This window comes from Cytobacillus sp. (assembly GCF_964223445.1).
Classification (GTDB): Bacteria; Bacillota; Bacilli; order Bacillales; family Cytobacillaceae; genus Cytobacillus.
In genome coordinates this window covers 14369-32409 of sequence record NZ_CAXQGS010000021.1, presented here as the reverse complement: position 1 = coordinate 32409, position 18041 = coordinate 14369, and the positions used below count along the sequence as shown (strand labels likewise).

The 18041-nt window shown below is 42.8% G+C and carries 15 protein-coding genes; 2 read left to right on the top strand and 13 right to left on the bottom strand.

What is annotated here, in order from left to right:
- Positions 1-6: 6 nt before the first annotated feature.
- The 13 genes from pknB to ACEQ1T_RS02505 all read right to left on the bottom strand — a co-directional run bounded on the left by pknB (position 7) and on the right by ACEQ1T_RS02505 (position 15545).
- Entirely contained in the window at positions 7-2001 is a 1995-nt protein-coding gene (gene pknB / locus ACEQ1T_RS02565; RefSeq protein WP_370221632.1) for a Stk1 family PASTA domain-containing Ser/Thr kinase, read from the bottom strand.
- Positions 1994-2758, bottom strand: coding sequence for a Stp1/IreP family PP2C-type Ser/Thr phosphatase (locus ACEQ1T_RS02560; RefSeq protein ID WP_206836263.1), 765 nt, complete (start codon positions 2756-2758; stop codon positions 1994-1996). Before ACEQ1T_RS02560 ends, pknB begins: the two co-directional genes overlap by 8 nt.
- A gap of 4 nt (positions 2759-2762) precedes the next feature.
- Complete coding sequence (gene rlmN / locus ACEQ1T_RS02555; RefSeq protein WP_206836258.1) at positions 2763-3848, bottom strand: 23S rRNA (adenine(2503)-C(2))-methyltransferase RlmN; 1086 nt, start codon at positions 3846-3848, stop codon at positions 2763-2765.
- Positions 3849-5204: a 16S rRNA (cytosine(967)-C(5))-methyltransferase RsmB gene (rsmB, locus tag ACEQ1T_RS02550; protein ID WP_370221620.1), complete on the bottom strand. Its 1356-nt coding sequence runs from the start codon at positions 5202-5204 to the stop codon at positions 3849-3851. It lies immediately after the preceding gene.
- Positions 5201-6151: a methionyl-tRNA formyltransferase gene (gene fmt / locus ACEQ1T_RS02545; RefSeq protein ID WP_370221619.1), complete on the bottom strand. Its 951-nt coding sequence runs from the start codon at positions 6149-6151 to the stop codon at positions 5201-5203. Before fmt ends, rsmB begins: the two co-directional genes overlap by 4 nt.
- Positions 6148-6633, bottom strand: coding sequence for a peptide deformylase (gene def, locus ACEQ1T_RS02540; RefSeq protein ID WP_206836249.1), 486 nt, complete (start codon positions 6631-6633; stop codon positions 6148-6150). Before def ends, fmt begins: the two co-directional genes overlap by 4 nt.
- Positions 6634-6824: 191 nt before the next feature.
- The gene (priA, locus tag ACEQ1T_RS02535; protein ID WP_370221618.1) at positions 6825-9239 is read right to left on the bottom strand and encodes a primosomal protein N'; all 2415 of its coding nucleotides are present in this window, start codon (positions 9237-9239) and stop codon (positions 6825-6827) included.
- On the bottom strand, positions 9236-10444 hold the full coding sequence (gene coaBC / locus ACEQ1T_RS02530; protein ID WP_206836243.1) for a bifunctional phosphopantothenoylcysteine decarboxylase/phosphopantothenate--cysteine ligase CoaBC: 1209 nt from the start codon (positions 10442-10444) through the stop codon (positions 9236-9238). The genes priA and coaBC overlap by 4 nt, the downstream gene beginning before the upstream one ends.
- A 197-nt stretch (positions 10445-10641) precedes the next feature.
- A complete protein-coding gene (gene rpoZ, locus ACEQ1T_RS02525) occupies positions 10642-10863 on the bottom strand; it encodes a DNA-directed RNA polymerase subunit omega (protein WP_206836240.1) in 222 nt (73 codons plus the stop codon).
- A 2-nt stretch (positions 10864-10865) separates the two neighbouring features.
- Complete coding sequence (gene gmk, locus ACEQ1T_RS02520; protein ID WP_206836237.1) at positions 10866-11480, bottom strand: guanylate kinase; 615 nt, start codon at positions 11478-11480, stop codon at positions 10866-10868.
- 10 nt (positions 11481-11490) lie between these two features.
- Complete coding sequence (gene remA / locus ACEQ1T_RS02515) at positions 11491-11754, bottom strand: extracellular matrix/biofilm regulator RemA (protein WP_009330821.1); 264 nt, start codon at positions 11752-11754, stop codon at positions 11491-11493.
- A 60-nt stretch (positions 11755-11814) separates the two neighbouring features.
- On the bottom strand, positions 11815-12687 hold the full coding sequence (locus ACEQ1T_RS02510) for a YicC/YloC family endoribonuclease (RefSeq protein ID WP_206836233.1): 873 nt from the start codon (positions 12685-12687) through the stop codon (positions 11815-11817).
- A 179-nt stretch (positions 12688-12866) separates the two neighbouring features.
- Entirely contained in the window at positions 12867-15545 is a 2679-nt protein-coding gene (locus tag ACEQ1T_RS02505; protein WP_370221617.1) for a calcium-translocating P-type ATPase, SERCA-type, read from the bottom strand.
- A gap of 40 nt (positions 15546-15585) precedes the next feature.
- Between ACEQ1T_RS02505 and ACEQ1T_RS02500 the strand changes: the two genes are divergently transcribed.
- Together ACEQ1T_RS02500 and ACEQ1T_RS02495 are read left to right on the top strand one after the other, a co-directional pair.
- Entirely contained in the window at positions 15586-15795 is a 210-nt protein-coding gene (locus tag ACEQ1T_RS02500) for a hypothetical protein (protein WP_258743748.1), read from the top strand.
- Positions 15796-16275: 480 nt separating this feature from the next.
- The gene (locus tag ACEQ1T_RS02495) at positions 16276-17991 is read left to right on the top strand and encodes an NFACT family protein (RefSeq protein WP_370221616.1); all 1716 of its coding nucleotides are present in this window, start codon (positions 16276-16278) and stop codon (positions 17989-17991) included.
- Positions 17992-18041: the final 50 nt, after the last annotated feature.

Below are 18041 nucleotides of genomic sequence, written 5' to 3'. Positions count from 1 at the left end.
CCTTGCTTATGATTCTTCTTCCGGATAAGGGATTTCCTTTTCCTCAAAAACCTGTCCATCCCGCAGAACCTTATAAGTAGCATTCTGTCCAGGAGCAATCGTAATATCAATTGGTATTACAGTATCTTCATAAATCAGCTCCGTATGAACTGGTTCAGAGCCAGGATTATTCATATCCTTGATTATAATCTGAACTTCATTTGGCTCACCTTCGGCTGCAGGCTCATATGGAACGCTGATCTCAATATTTTCAGTTTTAGGAAGAAGTTCTTTTTTCCCTTTTGAAAGAATCACTGTCACTTTCTGTCCCCTTGTCAGGTTTGTGCCTGGTGCCGGGTCCTGTTTGATGACTAGTCCTTCAGGGACTTCCTCATGATATTCTTCTTCACCATACTCTACTTTCAATCCGGACGATTCTTCATACTCCTGCAGACCCTTTTCGTTATAACCGCGCAGATCTTTTAAGGCAATTGGCGCAGGGCCTTTGCTTACAGTGAAAATCAATTCCGTATCATCAGGAACGATAAGGTCGCCTTCTGAGAAGTTTTGGTCCAGGATGGTCCCAGGTGGCTCACTCTCATTATTTTCTTCTGTTTTTTCAATGCTTTTAAAATTTTTGCTTTCAAGCAATCGGACTACATCATCATATTGCCTTCCCTGGTAATCGGCTAATTCAAATTTTTCTTTGCCAGTGCTTTCATAGATATCAATGGAAGTTCCTTCTTTGACGGTTCTGCCTGCTTTCGGATCGGTTTTAACCACCAGACCTTCTTCCACATCAGGGTCACTTATCGGCTTTGTATCCCTAACCGTAAACCCTGCGGCAATAAGCTCTGCTACTGCATCTTCCACCTCTTTACCGGACACGTCAGGAACCTGGACATCCTTTGGCTCAATAAGATCGGGGAACACAGTTATGGCCAGCACGCCTAATACAGCCATAAACAAAAAGACTGACACTAGAATAATTGGCCATTTCTTTTTTTTCTTTTTCTTCTTTTTTTCCTTCTTCTTCTTTTCAGGGAGAGGTTTTGCCACAGGCTGCGTGTCTCCCTTTGGATCCTTTGCATGCACAAGTGTTTCGTCCATGCTTTGATATGGGCGGTCATCTGTAATAACAGGGATAGCCTTTGTAGCATCATCGTCAATCGGGACCATAAACTTTTCTTCATGAAGCCTTTCGGGTTCAAGAGCTGTTCTGATATCCTCTTCCATTTCTTCAACGGAATCATACCTGTGAAAAGGATCTTTAGCTGTCGCTTTTAAAACGATATTTTCAACACTTTGCGGTATGGAGGGATTCCATCTCTTAAGGGAAGGCGTCTCTGACTGCAGATGTTTGAGAGCTATTGATACAGCGGATTCACCTGAGAACGGAAGCCTGCCTGTTAAAAGCTCAAACATAACAATGCCAAGGGAATAGATATCAGATTTTCTGTTGGCCATTCCCCCCCTGGCCTGTTCCGGAGAAAGATAATGAACAGAGCCTAACACAGAATTGGTCTGGGTTATACTGGTTGCACTTAATGCCATGGCAATTCCAAAATCAGTAATCTTAACATTACCATGCCTATCTATCAAAATATTATGCGGTTTAATATCCCGGTGTATAATATGGTTTTGATGTGCATGAGATATGGCAGAGGTCAGCTGTTTCATAATTTCCAGCGCATCATCTATACGAATCGGGCTGTTTTGCTGTATGTATTGCTTTAAGGTTTGTCCATCTACATATTCCATCACAATATAATAGATTGAATCCTCCTCGCCAACATCATAGATATTGACGATGTTCGGGTGGGCTAAGCTGGTAGCAGACTGGGCTTCACGATGAAAACGGCGGATAAATTCTTCATCTTCGGCAAAGTCCATCCGAAGCACTTTCACGGCAACATCGCGATCCAGAATCATGTCATGGGCAAGGTAGACATTTGCCATGCCTCCTCCGCCAATCATATCAAGAATCTTATAGCGGCCGCTTAATCTTCTTCCCTTAATCATCATTTATCATCCCGCTCTCATTGCTTTCATCATACTCAGCAATCACGAGCGTAATATTGTCTTCGCCGCCATTATCATTGGCCTGATCAATCAGCACTGCGGCTTTTTCCTCAAGAGTACGTCCACTTTTGAGGATTTCACTCATTTCAGCCACAGGTACCTTGTTGGACAATCCGTCGGAGCATAATAATAATAAGTCGCCTTCTTCAAAAATAATGGTCTTGATATCCATCTCAACCGCTGCTTCAGTCCCCAATGCCCGGAGGAGCACGTTTTTTCTTGGATGATGCTCAGCATCCTCCTTCGTAATCTGCCCGGACCTTACAAGCTCATTCACCAGGGAATGGTCCTCCGTCAGCTGCTGAAAACCCGATTCATTCAAGATATAACATCTGCTGTCACCGATATTGGCAATCGTGGCAAAACGATCTGTACATATTGCAGCAACAACAGTTGTTCCCATGCCTTCACATTGTTCATTTTCTTTCGAATGTTCATAAAGAATGGTGTTGACCTCTGCAATATGCTTCAGCAGCCATCCCTCCGCCTCTTCGGCAGTCTGAAAGTCATCTGTCTCATCCCAGAATCCTTTTAAACTTGTTAATGTCATTTCGCTTGCCACATCGCCAGCCCGGTGGCCGCCCATGCCATCTGCTACGATGGCAAGGCGCTGCCCCTTGCTGTTCACATAGATGCCGCCATTATCTTCATTATGCTGCCTGACTTTGCCTTGATCTGTCATAAAAACAGCTTTCATTCTGTCACCTCGTCTCCTCTTTTCGCTCCTTTGCACGAAGTTGTCCGCATGCTGCATCTATATCATGACCGTGCTCCCTGCGAATGGTTACATTAATGCCGTGGTTCTTCAGTGTCTTTTCAAAAGCAAAAATTTGATCCTTTGGTGTCCTTACATAATCTCGTTCAGGCACATAGTTTACTGGAATCAGGTTAACATGGCACTTTACATTTTTTATTAACTTCGCCAGCTCTTCAGCATGTTCCACCTGGTCGTTGACCCCTCCGAATAACCCATATTCGAAACTCACCCGTCTGCCTGTCTTATTTATATAATACCTGATTGAATCCATAAGGTCCGGCAGCTTATAAGCTCTATTGATTGGCATTAGGCGGCTTCTGATTTCGGTGTTTGGAGCATGTAATGAAATCGCGAAATTGATCTGCATATTTTCATCTGCAAATTTATAGATTTTTGGGATGATTCCACTTGTCGAAACAGTGATATGGCGTGCACCGATATTCAGCCCTTTATCATGGTTGATAATTTTCAGGAATGACAGCATACTGTCATAATTATCAAATGGCTCACCAATTCCCATAATAACAACCGAGCTGACCCGTTCATCTGTCTCATCTAGTGCCTGTTGTACTTTTACGACCTGAGCAACGATTTCTCCTGCTTCAAGATTGCGTTTTAATCCGCCTAAAGTTGAAGCACAGAATGTACAGCCGATTCGGCAGCCAACCTGAGTAGTTACACATACCGAATTACCATAGTCATGCCTCATCAGTACCGTTTCAATTGAATAGCCATCATGAAGTTCAAATAAAAACTTTATTGTCCCATCAGCTGACTCCTGCTGAATGATCGTTTTAAGAGTTGTCAGCGAAAAATTTGCTGATAACGTATCTCTTAACCCTTTTGACAGGTTCGTCATATCCTCAAATGATGTGACTCTTTTTGTGTATAGCCAATCAAAAATTTGCTCAGCCCTGAAAGCTTTCTCATTATTTTCTTTAAGCCAATCCTTCAGCTCAAGCAGCTGTAAAGTATAAATGGATGGTTTTTGTTCGGCTGCTGTTATTTTCTCTGCTGCTGTTTGTTCCATTTATTGCACCTTCTTTCTCAGACAGGCAATATAAAACCCGTCCGAACCAATATCCTGCGGTAATATCTGCAGTTCAAAACTCTCTATAAACGGAGCAATTGGGTTAGGCATTCGCTCACGAACAGATACGTCCCCCTCAAATTCCGCATTTTCCTTTAAAAATGACTGGACAACATGCTGATTTTCTTCCTTGTCCACTGTACACGTACTATAAACTAGAATACCACCTTTTTTCAGCAAAGGTGAAACGGCATTCAACAGATTTCTTTGAATCTTATGGAGATGATATAAATCATCTTCTTTTTTTGTGTATTTCATATCCGGCTTTCTTCTCATAACTCCAAGGCCTGAACATGGGGCATCCACTAAAATGCGGTCAAAAGATTCTTTTTCATAATGCTCCTGGACTTTTCTGCTGTCAAGGGCATTTGTTTTAATATTTGATAGTCCCAGTCTATCGGCATTATCATTAATCAGCTTTACTTTATGTTCGTGAAGATCCAATGAAATGACCTGTCCGGTATTTTGCAGTTTTTCTGCTATATGAGTGGTTTTTCCTCCGGGAGCTGCGCAGGCATCCAGGATCTTTTCATTCTTGTTTCCTCCAAGGGCATAAGCAGCAAGCATGGAGCTTTCGTCCTGAATCGTAATCAGGCCATCTTTGAAGGCACGGGAATTGGCCAGGTTACCTCTTAAACATTTAATGGCAATTGGTATAAACGGACTTGGTTCCACTTCAAATCCTTCTTCCTTTAGAAGTAACAGGCATTCTTCCCTGGAAGCCTTTACCTCATTTACCCTTGCAGTCTGCAGTGGAGCAGTCAAATTTATTTCACACATTTTCTTAGTTTCTTCAAACCCAAGCTGATCGGCCCATCTTTTTACCAGCCACTCGGGATGGCTGGTCTCAATGGAAAGACGCTCAACACTGTCTTCAATTTGTTCAAGATCAGGAAGTCCCTTCCTTTGAATATTCCTGAGCACGCCGTTGACCATGCCGGAAATCCCTTTATGCCCCCAACGTTTTGCTATTTCTACTGCCTCGAAAATAGCTGCGCGGTCGGGAATTTTATCAAGATAAACCATCTGATACAGAGTAAGTCTTAAGAGCTGGTTTACCCAGCTTTCAATTTTTTTATTGCCTGCCAGAAACGGCTGCAGGTAAAAATCGAGTGTCATCCGGCGCTGAAGGGTACCATAAGTCAACTCCGTAAGAAGCCCGATATCCTTCTGGTCTATTTCGTTCTTTTTTATGGCGTTATTCAGTAAAAGATTGCTGTAGGACTGATTTTTTTCAATGGCTTCAAGAAGTTCCAGTGCAGTTTCTCTTACATTTTTCTTTTTTAGCTTTTTCATTCGGTGTCTCCGAAACGGCCGCCGGCAGTTAGATGGGACCCTGAGCCTCTTAAAAATTGTTCTGCTGGCATCTTTTTCTTACCGGAAGGCTGCAGCTCAGTAATTTTAATGGATGTCTCATTCCCTGCTGCCACAACGATTCCATCTTCCTCAAGCCTGATAATTGTTCCCGGTTTTATGCTTTCAGCAGATTTAACCTTCTCCGAGTTCCAGATTTTAATCACTTTGCCGTCAAAAGTGGTATAAGCAACCGGCCATGGGTTTAACCCTCTAATGTGGTTATAGATTTCTTCTCCAGTTTTGCCCCAGTCGATTTTTTCCTGTTCTCTTTTAATATTATAAGCAAAAGTGGCTTCTTCATCATTTTGCCTGATGGGAGTGAGTTCACCATTCAGGAGCATTGGCAGGGTTTCAGATAAAAGTTTTGACCCTGCAGCGCTAAGTTTATCGTGAAGAGTGCCAACTGTATCTTTTTCCGTAATCGGCACTTCCACTTGTGTTAAAATATCACCGGCATCAAGCTTCTCAGCCATATACATAATGGTGATTCCTGTTTTTTCTTTCCCCTGCAGAATGGAGTAGTGAATGGGTGCACCGCCTCGCAATTCAGGAAGCAATGATGCATGTACATTAATGCAGCCGAACTTGGGTGCATCCAAAAGCTCCTTCGGCAAAATTTGCCCAAACGCAGCTGTAACAACCAGATCAGGCTTAAGAGCAAGAACTTTCTCCAGCTCTTCTGGCTTGCGGATTTTTTCGGGCTGATACACAGGGATTCCCAGTTTTACTGCTTCAACTTTTACAGGCGGGGGAGTATGGACCTTTTTCCTTCCAACGGGCCTGTCAGGCTGAGTAACCACTCCGATTACTTCATATCCGTCCTTTATTATTTGCTTCAGTACAGGCACTGAAAAATCGGGTGTGCCCATAAATACGATTTTTGTCATTCAGCTTCCAATCCTTCCAACTCTTCTTCGTTCAAGTATCTTGTAACTTTTGAGGTAAATAGCACCCCATTTAAATGATCAATTTCATGGAGGATCGCTCTTGCCAGGAAATCCTCAGCCTCGAGTGTGAAATATTTCCCTTTGCGATCCTGCGCCTTGATTTTGACATATTCAGGCCTTGTTACTTCACCATATAACCCAGGAAAACTCAAACACCCTTCAGGGCCTGTCTGTTCCCCATTTATTTCAAGGATTTGCGGATTAATCATTTCAATTGTTCCGAAATCATCATCTATATCAACAATGGCAATTTGCCTGCTAATTCCGATTTGTGGAGCAGCAAGCCCGACACCATCGAATTCGATCATCGTATCATACATATCATTTAACAATTTGCCCAGCTTCTTATCAAACACCTTAACGGGTTCGCATTCTGCCTCCAGAATCTCAGCCGGATAAGTTACAATTTTTTTTACCGCCAAAACATTTCCTCCATTTTTATCTATTTTCAACCAATTCGGATTTATTCATAACCACAAAAGCGGAAGTTCTTGAGCCGCTCCTTCAAAAAATCTGACGCCCAGTCGTGCGATATGAAGCTGTCGAAGCGTTCCTTGCGAGGACAGCACTTCTCAAAATTCAAACATTAAAATCTTATTAAGGCTTTAAGAAACTACATTAAAATATATGGATTCAGGTCAATGGAGACGTAAAGGCCCCCAGTGGCCATATCCTGCTGATAATTATTCAGAATTTTCTTCAGCGCTTGGCAAAGTTCCGGCTCCCGCTTGTATTTTATCAGACATTGATACCGATATCTATTATTGATCCGCGGTATCGGCGATGCAACTGGACCAAGGACTATGCTCTCTGCAGATAATTTTGACTGAATGTACTGCGTGATCTTCTCAGTTACCGAAACAGCCTTCATTAATTCCTCGTGGCTGACGGTGACAAGGGATATATAGTAGAAAGGGGGATATCTATGAATTTTGCGGACCATCATTTCTCTTTCATAAAATTTATCGTAATCCTGCTCCCCCGCCAGTTCAATACTATAATGTTCAGGAGTGTAGGTCTGAATAATTACCTCACCCTCCAATTCATGCCTTCCAGCACGCCCGCTTACCTGAGTCAAGAGCTGAAAGGTTTTTTCAGAAGAGCGGAAATCAGGCAGGTGCAGCATCGTGTCTGCCGAGAGTACGCCTACTAATGTAATATTGGGGAAATCAAGGCCTTTAGCAATCATCTGAGTCCCAAGAAGAATATCTGCATGCCCTTCCTGGAATTGATCCAGGAGCTTTTCATGTGCACCTTTCCTGCTGGTTGTATCGACATCCATACGGATTACCTTCGCTTCCGGCAGAATTTTTGCCAATTCCTCTTCCACTTTCTGGGTGCCGGTTCCGAAATAGCGGATATGCTCACTTTCACATTCCGGGCAAGCATTCGGAACGGGTGCCTCATAGCCGCAATAATGGCATTTCATTTGCTGGTTATACTGATGATAAGTCAAAGATATATCACAATGAGGACAATTAATAACATACCCGCAGTCCCTGCACATAACAAATGAGGAATGCCCTCTTTTATTTAGAAATAATACAATCTGCTCTTTTTTTTCAAGTCGGTCTTTAATTTTTTCGAGAAGCTTTCTTGAGAACATCGAGCGGTTTCCTTCACGCAGCTCTTCCCGCATATCAATGATATCAACGGAAGGAAGAGCCTGATTGTTCATTCTATTTTCGAGAGTGAGGAGATGGTAAACTCCTTTATGTGCTCGCGCAAAAGATTCCAAGGAGGGAGTTGCACTGCCAAGCACCACAGGACATTTATGATTTCCCGCTCTCTTGATGGCGACATCCCTTGCATGGTATCTTGGGTTTTCTTCCTGCTTATAGCTGGTTTCGTGCTCCTCATCAATGATAATGATTCCGAGGTTTTCAAAAGGGGCAAAGATAGCCGATCGCGCTCCGACAACAACCTTGACTTCCTTCCGCTGAATCTTTCTCCATTCATCATACTTTTCCCCCGCTGAAAGGCCGCTGTGCATGACGGCAACCTGATTGCCAAACCTTCCCTTAAAGCGTTTGACCATCTGCGGAGTTAAGGAAATCTCAGGAACAAGGACAATGGCTTCTTTGCCATCCTCCAGCACTCGCTGAATGGATTGCAGATACACCTCAGTTTTTCCGCTTCCTGTTACCCCATAAAGCAAAAAAGTTTCATGCCTGTTATCTTCAATAGAATTAAGGATGGGGATTATGGCCTTTCTCTGTCCATCGGTCAAAGAAAGCGGTTCAGTTCTTTCGAATTCGCGGTCTCCAAATGGGTTTCGGTAAATTTCCACGTCCCTTTGGCCAAGCAGCCCTTTTTGCATGAGCCCTTTTATGGTGGAAGAGGTTATTCCAAGCAAGGAAAATAACTCTTTCTGATCGACCGGTCCCTCCGCATGAAGAAAATACTCAAGTACTTCTTTCTGTTTGGTTGCGTTGCCTGGAAGCTGCTTAAGGTAATCAGCAAGCTTATTAGGGGCAGCAGCCGCGAATACCTGCCTTACTTTCTTCTTTTTCACCCGCTCTTTTACTTGGTATATAATCTCGATATTTCCATGGGATGCTTCCTTTTGAAGAAGCGGCAAAGCTCCGCTCTTTACTGCATCATCCCATGTAATTTCTTCAGTTTTCTGGAAGAGAGTACATAATTTTTCAGGAAGCAGTTTACAATCTGCATTCCTTGCCATTACAAGCTTCTTTTCATATTTTGCCTTCAATGCTGCAGGCAGCATAGCCTGAAAGGCAGAAATTTTGTAGCATAATGTTTTTTCAGTCAGCCATTCACCAAGTGTCAAAAGCTCCTGGTTAAGAACTGGATTTAAGTCCATTGGCTCTGAAATGGATTTTAACTGCTGAAAATCCGACTCTGCTTTTAATGCTGTTACAAACCCCTGGATCTTTCTTGGTCCAAATGGAACGACAACCCTCATGCCGGGGAGAATGATACCTTTCAGATGAGAGGGTATTTTGTAGTCAAATGCCCGGTCAGTCTGTTTGGCAGGTACATCGACAATTACACTAGCAATATTCATTCATGCTCATCCTTTAGCAAGGTCGCAGCTTCTTCAAGAATTTTTACAGCTACATCCTTTTTTGACATAAGGGGGAGCTTTTCTAAAGACCCATCTTTTTTGAAAAATGTCACTATGTTAGTATCCGTTCCAAAGCCTGCGCCTTCAGCAGTTACATTATTGGCAACAATCATATCGGCATTTTTCCTTTTTAGCTTGCCCTGTGCATACTCATCAACCTGTTCGGTTTCAGCCGCAAACCCTATAAGGATTTGCTTCTTCTTTTTTTGTCCCAGTTCGAATAATATATCTTTTGTTCTTTCAAGCTCCAGTACTTCATCCCCAGGCTGTTTTTTCATTTTTTGGTCAGAAGGCACCTTTGGACGATAATCGGAGACTGCAGCGGTCTTAATGACAACATCTGCAAGATCAAATTCGCTTATTGCTGCTTGATACATTTCCTCGGCAGATTCTACCCTTATCAGTTTTAAGCCGGCAGGAGCATTAATTGTAACCGGACCGGATATCAATACAACTTCAGCTCCTGCAGATACAGCTGCTTCCGCAATTGCATAACCCATTTTGCCCGAAGAATGGTTGGTAATATAACGGACAGGATCAATTTTTTCCCTAGTTGGACCGGCAGTTATGACCAATTTCCGTCCAGTTAGATCCAATCTGGAAGACTTAAAAAATTCACCAATTGTTTCTGTAATTTTCTCTGGTTCTTCCAGTCTTCCTTTTCCAACATAGCCGCATGCAAGATACCCTTCTGAAGGCTCTATAAATCTGCAGCCAAAACGATATAAGGTTTCAATATTTTTCTGGACAGCCGGATGGCTGTACATATGTACATTCATTGCAGGCGCAATCCAGATCGGTGATGATGCCGCCAAAAGGGTTGTTGTAATCATATTGTCTGCAATCCCATTGGCCAGCTTTCCGATTACGTTTGCTGTAGCCGGAGCAACGAGGATCAAGTCGGCCCAATCAGCCAGGTCTATATGAGCAATAACCTTCGAATCTTTTTCATCGAAAGTGTCGGTGTAAACATCATGTCTTGAAAGAGCCTGAAAAGTTAATGGTGCAACAAATTTTGCGGCCGATTCACTTAGGATAACTTTCACATGCGCTCCGGCCTGCGTAAGCTTGCTCGTTAAGGCTGCAGCTTTATAAACAGCAATTCCGCCGGTTACGCATAATAATATTTTCTTTCCACTCAGCATTATATGACCCCACCAATCTCAAAAATAATTCATCTCTATGAAAAGCGGCCTGGCTATATATTTCTATAAGAAGCACTGGCCATTAATGGCTATTAGCTTTCATGATAGTTTTATTATGCAAGAAGAGCAGTGAATTTTCATCTAATAAAACCTCAAACAAAAATAACAACCTTTTAAAAGGTTGTTATTCAGCGATTTTACTCGTATGATTCATTTGCCGTCTTTTCACCCAGTCGGTAATGAAGCTGGTCTGCATGGATTTCCTCAAGTGCTTTCCCCACATTTTTATGTGATTTATAGCTCTCAAGCTGCGGTTTGGCATGGAGCTGAAGCTTGCGGGCACGCTTGGCAGCAACAGAAACAAGTGAATATTTGGAATCAATCTTCGTCATTAGAGAATCAATAGAAGGATAAAGCATATTTATTCTACCTCCAGCATCTTTTTGTATTTAGGTTCTACACGTTCCCTGCGGCAGTGTTCTGCAACTACAATGGATTTTATTCTTTCACAGGCAAGATCGATTTGATCATTCTCTACAACATAATCATATAAGTTCATCATTTCAATCTCTTCTTTCGCTGCACTCATGCGATTGTTGATTATATCTTCTGTCTCCGTCCCTCTGGTTACAATACGGTTCTTAAGCTCAGATAAACTAGGCGGAACCAGGAAGATGAACAAGCCGTCCGGGAATTTCTCGCGTACCTGACGTGCACCCTGAACTTCGATTTCAAGAAAAACGTCTTTGCCCCGGTCCAATGTTTCTCTTACATAATCAACCGGCGTTCCGTAGTAGTTCCCGACAAACTCTGCATATTCAAGCAGCTTATCCTGCCTGATCAGCTCTTCAAACTCCTCACGCGTTTTGAAAAAATAATCAACTCCATTGACTTCTCCCGCTCTCGGAGATCTCGTTGTCATTGATATAGAATATTCAAACGCAGTATCAGGCTGAGCAAATATCTCTTTTCTTACTGTTCCCTTTCCTACACCTGAGGGTCCGGATAGAACAATCAATAATCCTTTTTCATTCATTTATAAAATCCTACCCTTCCTCAACAATTTCATCACGGTCATTTAATCGGTGCGCAACAGTTTCCGGCTGGACCGCAGACAAAATAACATGGTCACTGTCCATGACGATAACAGCCCGGGTGCGCCTGCCATACGTAGCATCTATTAAAGAGCCCCGGTCACGTGCGTCCTGAATGATCCGTTTAATCGGGGCAGATTCTGGACTGACAATTGATATTATCCGGTTGGCAGAAACAATATTGCCAAATCCGATATTGATCAGTTTAATTGACATTTGGGTCCTCCAATCATCAGTTATTTATTTTGACCCTCAGAGCCGCAATCTAAACAACTGCTATTCAATATTTTGAACTTGTTCCTTCATTTTTTCCAATAAACTCTTTATTTCAACCACTTCGGCAGCAATCTCTGCACTATTTGCCTTAGAGCCGATCGTATTGGCCTCTCTATTCATTTCCTGCAGAATAAAGTCAAGCTTTCTGCCAGCAGGATCTGTAAGCTGAAGTGTGTTCTCAAACTGGCTTATATGGCTTTGCAGCCTTGTCAGCTCCTCATTGATATCCGCTTTATCAGCGAACATCGCTACCTCTGTTAAGATTCTCGGTTCATCCACCTGGCCATCAAGAAATTCTCTCATACGCTTTTCCAATCTCTCCCGGTAAAACTGCACGACCAGTGGTGCATACTCTCTCAGCTTGAGGACTCTGCTGCTTAAAAGACTAAGATGGCTACGGAGATCTTTTTCCAGTTCATCCCCCTCAAGCCTCCTCATATCCGTTAACTGCAGGCACGCCTCTTCAGTTGCAGAAAGGACCAGCTGGCTCAATTCCTCATTGCCGGAATCCTTTTCCTCTATGCCAATCAATTCTTCGCGTATAACATCCCCGATGGATAGATCCGTTTGGATTTGGTACTTTGTTTGAATTGCAGTTATGTATTGATAATATTCATCTAATAGTTCCCAGTCAACATTAACTTTCCTGCTGGACAGGCCATCGCCGTCAATGGTGATATAAACCTCAATTCTGCCTCTTTTGATATGCCTGTTAAGCATTTTCTTTATTTTGTCTTCAATATGCATCAGCTGTCTGGGCATTCTTATCTGAAACTCGGAAAAACGATGGTTTACAGTCTTAATCTCAACCGTAATGGATCTTTGCCCGGAATCTTTCTTGCTTCTTCCATAACCAGTCATGCTTACTGCCATTTCTCACACTTCCTTTTGGGAAAAGCACAGCTTGTAAAAAGCACTATTACTTTCAGTTAGCGGCATGATGCCTGTGCAGTCTATGTATAAAAATCAAGTAATGACAAAGATATTTATGTTTGCGCAAAAAAGAAAGGTAATAGAGTTCTTCTCTACTACCTAAAGGATTATAACATATTTCATTTTGTTTTTCTTGCCAAAAATGTGCCTGCCAGTAAAAATGTTGGAATGGCTGAGAGTCCTGTGATCATAAACCAGTCGCGCAATTCAATAGGGACGGTGTGGAAAATTGGCTGAAGTGGCGGATAGTATATGACCATCAGCACTAAAGCAAGGGACGAAATGACGGCCCAGACTAAATATTTATTGCCGAAAGGATTTCTTGAGAACACTGATTTTTCACTGCGGCAATCAAATACATGAATCAGCTGTGCCATTACCAATGTAGCAAATGCTACTGTCTGTGCATAAGCAAGATGATCAGGATTTGCCCTATAGGCAAAAATGAATGCAAGTAATGTCACAAGTCCAATTAGAAATCCTCTGGACACCACTTTCCAGCCAAGCCCTCTTGAAAAAACACCTTCCTTAGGGCTCCTTGGCTTTCGCTTCATCACATTTTCCTCTGGCTGGTCAAGGCCAAGAGCCATTGCCGGAAGTCCATCCGTTACTAAGTTCACCCAGAGAATCTGGATTGGCACTAAGGGCAGCGGAAGGGCAAGTAGCATGGCAAACAGCATAACCAGAATTTCACCAACATTTGATGCAAGCAGATATCTGATAAACTTTCGAATATTCTCGTAAATATTTCTTCCTTCTTTTATTGCCGCTTTTATGGTAGCAAAATTATCATCGAGCAGTACCAGTGCGGATGCCTCTTTCGCAACATCGGTCCCTGTAATGCCCATTGATATTCCGATGTCTGCCGCTTTAATGGCAGGGGCATCATTGACTCCATCACCTGTCATGGCAACAATATGACCTCTATTCTGGAGTGCCTTTACAATTTTTAATTTATGCTCAGGTGATACTCTGGCAAATACTGCGACATCTTCAACCACATCTTCAAGATCTTCAACCGGCATCTCAGCCAGATCCTTGCCCTGAAGGACTTTAGAGCCTTGTGTTAAAATGCCTAACTGCTTAGCAATAGCCTGTGCTGTAATCACATGATCCCCTGTGATCATAATGGTTTTAATTCCTGCTTCCTTGCATTCCTTGACTGCTTCCCTAACCTCTGGCCTTGGCGGATCAATCATCCCTTGAAGCCCGATAAATGTTAATCCCTTCTCAGCCTCTTTTTCATCAAGAATGACATTTTTTGAAGGGATTTCCTTATAGCCAATTGCTATTGTTCTTAAGGCTTGAGAAGCTAGATCTTCTATAGCTCCCTGAATTTCACCTGAGAGCTCCCCCGAAAGAATCTGCCGCCTGCCCTCCCAAAGAACCGATTCACTTTTCCCGACTAATACATCGGGTGCTCCTTTGGTTACAATAAATTGCCTTCCATTATGGTCCTTTACCACAACACTCATCATTTTTCGGGCAGAGTCAAACGGAAACTCATTGATAATCTGGAATTGACTTAAAAGACTGCTCCGATTATAGCCCGCCTTCATGGCCGCTACCAGCAGAGCCCCTTCGGTCGGATCTCCATCAATCACATACTCATTATTTTTCTGCTGTATTTCAGCATGGTTGCATAACATGCCAAACATCAGCATTTGCTGGAGTGCCTTATCACTCTTCGGTTCAATTTGATTCTCATTTCTATAAAATAGGCCCTGGGGCTCATAGCCGATACCATCAACTCTCCACTCTTTCCCGCCGCTCCAGAGATGCGTGACAGTCATTTTGTTTTGAGTCATTGTGCCGGTTTTGTCTGAGCATATCACAGATGCACAGCCCAGTGTTTCAACCGCTGGCAGCTTTCGGACGATTGCTTTTTTTCTTATCATTCTTTGTACCCCAAGCGACAGAGCTACTGTTACGATGGCCGGGAGTCCTTCTGGAATGGCTGCTACTGCCAAAGAAACGCCAGCAAGGAACATTGTATATAATTCCTGCCCCTGCACAACACCAGCCACAACGACAAGAACAGTCAGTAAAATAGCTGCCGTTATGAGGATTTTGCCCAGCTGTTCCAATCTTCGCTGAAGCGGAGTGGTCATGGTTTCCGCATTCTGCAGAAGATCAGCAATCTGTCCCATGGCAGTATTCATCCCTGTTCCGACAACTACACCCAGCCCATTGCCGCGTGTTACCATAGTTCCCATGAAAGCCATGTTCTCCATATCCCCAATAGCCAGATTTGCAGTTTTCAAGGAACCGGTTCTCTTTTGGACAGGCAGAGATTCTCCCGTCAAAGCGGATTCCTCAATTTCCAGGCTATTGGACTCTACGATTCTCATATCCGCTCCAATCCTATCCCCTGCTGCAACTTTCAATAGGTCCCCTGCCACCACTTCTTTGGAGGGGATCTTTTTCCATTGTCCTTCACGTAAAGCAATAACTTGAGGAGCTGATAATTCCTTAAGTGCGTGTAAAGACTTTTCCGCTTTTCTCTCCTGAAAGAAGCCCAAGAAGCCATTTATGACTACAATTGCAATAATGGCAATTGCATCAATATATTCACCAAGCAGCCCCGATATTAAGGTTGCTGCTAATAGGACAAGAACCATGAAATCTTTAAATTGACTAAAAAATAAGAGTAAAGCCGACTGCTTTTCTCCCTCTTTCAACTCGTTATACCCATATTGTTTATGCCGTTTTTTTACATCATCCTCTGTTAAGCCCGCCTTAATATCTGTATTTAAGGCTTGCTCAACCTCCCTTTCATTCATTTCATGGAACTTCATCCGGACATCACACTTCCTCCTTTGTAGTTTGAGAAAAGCCATGAGCTGCATGGAGAAGGGATACAATAGTAAAGAAATTCATCAGCACTCACAGCCAGACTTTAAGAGAATCCGCCAGATGGCAGACCGTCCTGCTTCTTCTGGTAAATCAAGTGAAGCAGAGTTGTCCAATCTCACTCTAAAGAAAGCATATTCAGCCCTGTCCAAAAAAATGCTATTATTATTAGAAAAGCGGAAGGCGCCCGCTTAATGAAGGCACGCAGACTAAAAACGCCACGTCCTGTGGCAACGTCTGCATGACCCACATCCTCCCAAAAGCTGACGCTTTCGGTCGTGCGATGTTTATGCTGACGAAGCCTTCCTTGTCCTGCGGGCCTCAAGCATAAGACGAGCCGGCTGAAAGGTTGTTCTTTAACCTTTTGAACGGATTGAAAGAAATGTGGAGGCGACTGCCCAGGGACGACTAGCAAAAGACGGTTCCTGTAAGAAGGTGTTCTTTCCTTCTGGAAGGGAACAGCTTATGCCTCGAGTCCCTAGGAGCCGAAACTAGCCAAGCTTATGACCTCGAGCCGATGGCGCCTGGAGCTAGACAGTATTAGAAAAGCGGAAGCGCCTTGTGCAGACTTGAAGCCAAGCCTTAAAACTTGATTTATATTATTTAAATGAAAGAATAATGTATATCTGCAGCAAGTGATAGGCTGTTATTTTTAATAGAAGAGGATGTTCCAATATGTCATTTGATGGTTTGTTTACAAGAGCTATGACGAAAGAGCTTATAGATACTTTAAAGGGCGGCAGAATTAATAAGATTCAGCAGCCTTATAAGAATGAAATTATTTTAGTTGTGCGGTCAAATGGGAGGAATCACAGGCTTTTGCTATCAGCTCATCCAAGTTATGCGAGAGTCCAGCTTACTAATGAAGCACACGATAACCCTTCAGAGCCGCCGATGTTCTGCATGCTTTTAAGAAAGCATCTGGAAGGCTACATACTTGAAGATGTCCATCAAATCGGGCTTGACCGTATAATCGTGTTTGAAGTTAAAGGCAGGAATGAGATTGGTGATATATCCTATAAACAGCTGATTGTTGAGATAATGGGCAGGCACAGCAATATTACGCTGGTGGATAAATCCCGCAATATTATTCTCGACAGCATCAAACATGTTTCTTTTGCTGTTAATAGCCATCGTGCGATTTTGCCCGGGCAGGAGTACATTCTCCCCCCTTCTCAGGATAAAATGAATCCTTTTGAGGCAGATAAAAACGATTTATTGCGAAAGATCGATTTTAACAGCGGGAAAGTTGATAAACAGCTAGTAGCGAACTTCGCAGGAATCTCACCGCTACTTGCAAAAGAAGTTATACACCAGGCTGGCCTTGTTAACAGGACAACTGTTCCAAATAGCTTCCAGCATTTATTAAGCTCCCTAAAAGACCATGCTATAAGACCGGCCATAACAGCTGGCGAACAAAAAGAAAGCTTTTATTTATTGCCCCTCCAGCATATAAAAGGGGAAAGCCGGGAATTTAATACCTTGAGCGAAATGCTGGACCGCTTTTATTTTGGTAAAGCGGAAAGAGACCGGGTCAAACAGCAGTCCAATGACCTTGAACGTTTCATAGTAAATGAGAAAGAAAAGAATGAGAAAAAAATTGAGAAGCTGAAAAAAACCCTGCATGAAGCGGAAAATGCTGATAAACATCAATTGTATGGAGAATTGATCACAGCCAATATTTATGCGATTCACAAGGGAATGAAGGAAACCGAAGTCATCAATTATTACGATGAAAATGGCGGGACAGTTACCATTCCTTTGGATCCCCTGATGACCCCATCAGAGAATGCACAAAAATATTTTATAAGATACCAAAAAGCAAAAAATGCCGTAATCGCAGTAAAAGAGCAAATAAAGAAAGCAGAAGAGGAAGCGTCATACTTTGATTCTCTTCTGCAGCAAGTGGAAACTGCATCAACAAGAGACATTGCTGAAATAAGAGAGGAGCTTGTTGAAGGAGGTTATATTAGAGAAAGGCAAAAACGGGGCAACAAGAAACAGCAGAACCTTAAGCCTGTACTTGACCGCTATACCGCCTCAGATGGAACGGAAATTCTGGTTGGAAAAAACAATAAGCAGAATGATTATTTAACGAACAAATTGGCCGCAAGGGATGAGATATGGCTGCACACAAAGGATATCCCCGGTTCACATGTGGTTATCCGAAGCAAGGAACCAGCAGAAAATACAATTCTTGAAGCTGCATCCCTAGCAGCATACTTCAGCAAAGCACGCCATTCCAGTTCGGTTCCTGTTGACTTCACCCAAGTCCGTCATGTAAAAAAACCAAGTGGTGCGAAACCTGGATTTGTCATATATGACCAACAGCAAACCGTTTACGTTACGCCTGATGATGAAACTGTTCTGTCATTAAAACAACGTATGTAAACAAATAAAAAAAGCAAGCTCAGACGCTTGCTTTTTTTATTTGTCAAAAA